This window comes from Candidatus Sulfotelmatobacter sp., assembly GCA_035498555.1.
Taxonomy (GTDB): Bacteria; Eisenbacteria; RBG-16-71-46; order RBG-16-71-46; family RBG-16-71-46; genus DATKAB01.
Genome location: DATKAB010000150.1, coordinates 1 through 3,592, shown reverse-complemented (window position 1 = coordinate 3,592; position 3,592 = coordinate 1). Strand labels below are relative to the sequence as shown.

5 protein-coding genes are annotated in these 3,592 nt (G+C 69.0%); 3 read left to right on the top strand and 2 right to left on the bottom strand.

The window, feature by feature from the left end:
* Positions 1–900: hypothetical protein (locus tag VMJ70_12435; GenBank protein ID HTO91932.1), on the bottom strand; the 900-nt coding region annotated here is incomplete at its 3' end.
* A gap of 131 nt (positions 901–1,031) precedes the next feature.
* Complete coding sequence (locus VMJ70_12430; GenBank protein HTO91931.1) at positions 1,032–1,565, bottom strand: DinB family protein; 534 nt, start codon at positions 1,563–1,565, stop codon at positions 1,032–1,034.
* Positions 1,566–1,674: 109 nt separating this feature from the next.
* Here VMJ70_12430 and VMJ70_12425 point away from each other — a divergent pair, with 109 nt between their 5' ends.
* The 3 genes from VMJ70_12425 to VMJ70_12415 form a co-directional block, all read left to right on the top strand.
* A complete protein-coding gene (locus VMJ70_12425; GenBank protein HTO91930.1) occupies positions 1,675–2,541 on the top strand; it encodes a 3-hydroxybutyryl-CoA dehydrogenase in 867 nt (288 codons plus the stop codon).
* Between the two features lie 33 nt (positions 2,542–2,574).
* Positions 2,575–3,078 (top strand): hypothetical protein, encoded by a 504-nt coding sequence (locus tag VMJ70_12420; protein ID HTO91929.1) that lies wholly within the window; start codon positions 2,575–2,577, stop codon positions 3,076–3,078.
* Positions 3,075–3,592 (top strand): hypothetical protein (locus VMJ70_12415; GenBank protein HTO91928.1); only part of this gene is annotated, 518 nt, incomplete at its 3' end. The genes VMJ70_12420 and VMJ70_12415, both read left to right, overlap by 4 nt.

Here is a 3,592-nt window from a genome sequence, read left to right as displayed (position 1 = left end):
CATGTCGGTGCCCTTGACGTGGATGAAGAAGTAGTCGAAGTCGCTCCAGCGCGATTTCGCGGTGGCGAAGGCGTCATCGGGCGCGTCCCCGGTGGGGAGCACCTCCATGCCGGCGAGCTGCGCCACACCTCGATACATCGGGTAGGCGGCGATCGCTGCGGCGCGCAGCCGGAAGCGCTCGCGATAGCCCGGCAGTCGCGGGCGTTCCGAGAAACCGCGCATCAGGATCCCGTTGGCGGGATGGCGGTCGTGGAGTACGCGAGCGGCGCGCGCCAGAAATTCGTTGGCGATCCGCGCGGTCTTGGACGATGACTCGGCGTGCGCTCGCGCTTCCGGCACCGGCTTGCCTTCGCGATGCGGATCGGCGTCGGACACGTCGCCGCCCAGTCCCGCGCCGCGAAAGACCACGACGAAGCGGTGGCCCTTCCCGGCCTTGAGGATCACCTCGACGTCCTCGATCCTCCGGGCGTCGGCCTTGAGCAGTGCGACCAGCTGTTCACAGACTTCCGATGAAATCCGCCCCGCGCGCCGATCCGTGACCACGCCAGCCGCGTCGAGCGAGCAGAAGTTGGCGCGTGCCGCGACATCGCCGTGCTCGAGCGGGATTCCGGCGCCGAGCGCCTCGAGCACGCCGCGGCCGACCTGAGTCGCGATCGGGTCGTAGCCGAACAGGGCGAGGTGACCGGGCCCGCTGCCCGGCGTGATCCCGGGAGCGACCGGCAGGATGCGGCCCATGGCCGCGCGCGGCGCGATCGCGTCGAGATGGGGAGTGTGGGCGGCCTCAAGCGGGGTCTGGCCCTGGCGCTCGGAATTCGGCAGGTCGCCTAGGCCATCGAGCACCAGCAGGACGATCTTGGAATTGCCGTCGAGAACCAGAGACTCGAGAACGGTCTCGCTCAATACCGACTCCGCATGGGATGGGTGGTCGCCCGGGCGGTCCCAGGGGGGAGCGGGGCCACGGATGAATCTAAGCGAGATCGCGCCGCACGGCCAGCACTCACCGCGCGTTCGCCCGCCCCCGCCACCGCCCCTCAGGCCAGGTCGTAGCGCTCGCGCAGGATCTCGCGATGGTGATTCTCGTGTCCGGCGCAGACCCAGGCCAGCGCCCGGACGCTCATCACGTGGCCGCTCGCCACTCCGCGGCGCACCAGCCAGTCGGGCTCGAACGAGCGGTACAGGGCGACGGTCGCCGCGCGAACCGCCCGGTACTCGTCGGCCAGCTCCTCGATCGGCCGTCGATCGGCGAAGCTCGCCGGCGCCCACAGGTTCTCGTCGAATCCGGGCAGCTCGGCGCTGTCGTTGCGCGCGAATCGAAGGGCCCGGTAGGTGAAGACGCGCTCCGCGTCGGTCAGATGCTGCACGACCTCCTTCACGCTCCACTTCCCGGTCGCGTAGCGATGCAGCGCGCGCTTGTCGGTGAGCGCGCGCAACGCGCGATGGGTCTCCTCGATCTGCGACTCCAGCACCGGCAGGGCGTCGTCGGTGGTGATGCGTTCGATGTAGCGACCGTAGTAAGGCGCGAACTCGCCGGCGACCGGGCGCTCAACCTTCAGAATGGCGGGCATGAGGGGCTCCTGTGGGCTCTCGACCTTGTGAGCGATGGAACGCTCCCCTATTCTCCCCGGCCGATCTCAACTTCACAACCGACCCTCTTCCGCTTGGGAGACGCATCTCATGGCGATTCAAAAGGTGGGCGTGGTGGGCTGCGGCCTGATGGGCAGCGGCATCGCTCAGGTGAGCGCACAGGCCGGCTTCCCGACCGTGGTCTGCGAACTTTCGCCCGAGGTGCTGCAGAAGGGCCTCGGGATGATCCAGAAGTTCCTGCAGGGCGGCGTCGAGAAGGGCAAGGTCGCGCCTTACGTGCTCGACAAGACCATGGCCAATCTCAAGGGCACGACCCGGCTCGAAGAGCTCAAGGACTGCGACCTGATTGTCGAGGCGATCGTCGAGAATCTCGCCGCCAAGAAGGAGCTGTTCGGAAAGCTCGACGCGCTCGGCAAGACTGACGCGATCCTCGCATCCAACACCTCCAGCCTTTCGATCACCGAGATGAGCACCTTCGTCAAGCGCCCCGAGCGCTTCGTCGGGCTCCACTTCTTCAATCCGGTGCCGCTCATGAAGCTGGTGGAAGTGGTGCGCACCATTCGCACCGACGCGGCCGCATTGCAGGAGACACGCGCGTGGTGCGTGGCGATCGGCAAGACGGTGGTGAGCTGCGGCGATTCGACCGGCTTCGTCGTCAACCGCCTGCTGGTGCCCTACATGGTGGACGCCATCCGCGTCTTCGAGCAGGGACTCGCCTCGCGCGACGACATCGACAACGCCATGAAGCTCGGGTGCGGCTATCCGATGGGCCCGCTGTTCCTCACCGATTACGTCGGCCTCGACACCACCTACTCGATCTGTCAGATCATGTTCGACGAGTTCAAGGAGGAGCGCTTCGCCGCTCCGCCGCTGCTGAAGCGCATGGTCCTCGCCGGCCTCCACGGCCGGAAGAGCGGCCGCGGCTTCTACGACTGGAGCACCAACCCGCCGTCATGAGCGCGCGCACCAGCGGTTCGGAGACTGGGTGAAGTGATTCGCGATCCGGCCGAGCGCGGCCGCGCGCTCGCCGCGTTCGCCGAGGCCGTGATCCCCAGACTCTGGGCCGACCTCGAGTCCTCCGGGATGCTGCCGGCGGCGACGGTCGAGGCGCGATGGGAATGGACCGGGTTCGCGCTCTACGCCTGTGTGCGCGGCCTGGTCGCGGCCGGCGGATTCAATCGCGAGACCGCGGCGGCCATCGACGCCCTGCACGCGCAGGTGCTCGAAGGCTGGGCGGCCGAAGATCTCGAAGCCCTCGACTCCCGCCGCGCGCGGCTCGCCGAGCGCTACTCCGAATACGGCTCGATCGGCCAGGAAGGCGGCGCCGCCGGCGCCGCCACGGTCGCACGCCGACTGGGCGACGCATGCGCCCGGCATCTGTTGGCGCTCTCCGCGGAATTGCCGGTCTCGGCCGAGGCACTCGGTGAGCTGATCGGCAGCATGCACGAGGCGCTGGCCGAGGGCGCCGCCGAGGCGGTGCGGCTCGCGACATGAGCCAGGCCGCGTGGCCGACCGTGCCGGCGCTGTCGCCGCGAGCATTCCATCATCCGCCGCTCGAGCCGCTGCGCAGGCTGCTCGCGCGCCTCGAATCCGCCGGACTTCGCTGCGCGCTGGGCGGGAGCGGGCTGCTCGCCGCCCTCGGGCTGGTCGAGCGCGTCAACGACTGGGACGTCAACGTCGACGCCGGCATCGAAGCGGTCGTCGCGGCATGCGGGGGGCTCGAGTTCGAGCGCTTCGACCACGGCGGCTGCCACGCCGATCACAAGCTGAGCTTCGAGGGTGAACGCGCCGAGCTGATCGCCGAGTTCGCGTTCTTCGTCCCGGGCGGAATCGTGGTGATTCCGACCCGGGTCACCGCCACCTGGAACGGGATCCCGATTGGGAGCCCGACCGCCTGGGCGGCGGCCTACGCGCTGATGGGCGAAGCCGAGAACGACGAGCGCCGGCGGAATCGGGCGGCCCGGCTATTCGAGTGGCTCCCAAGCCGGCCGCCCGAAGCCGAAGTGAT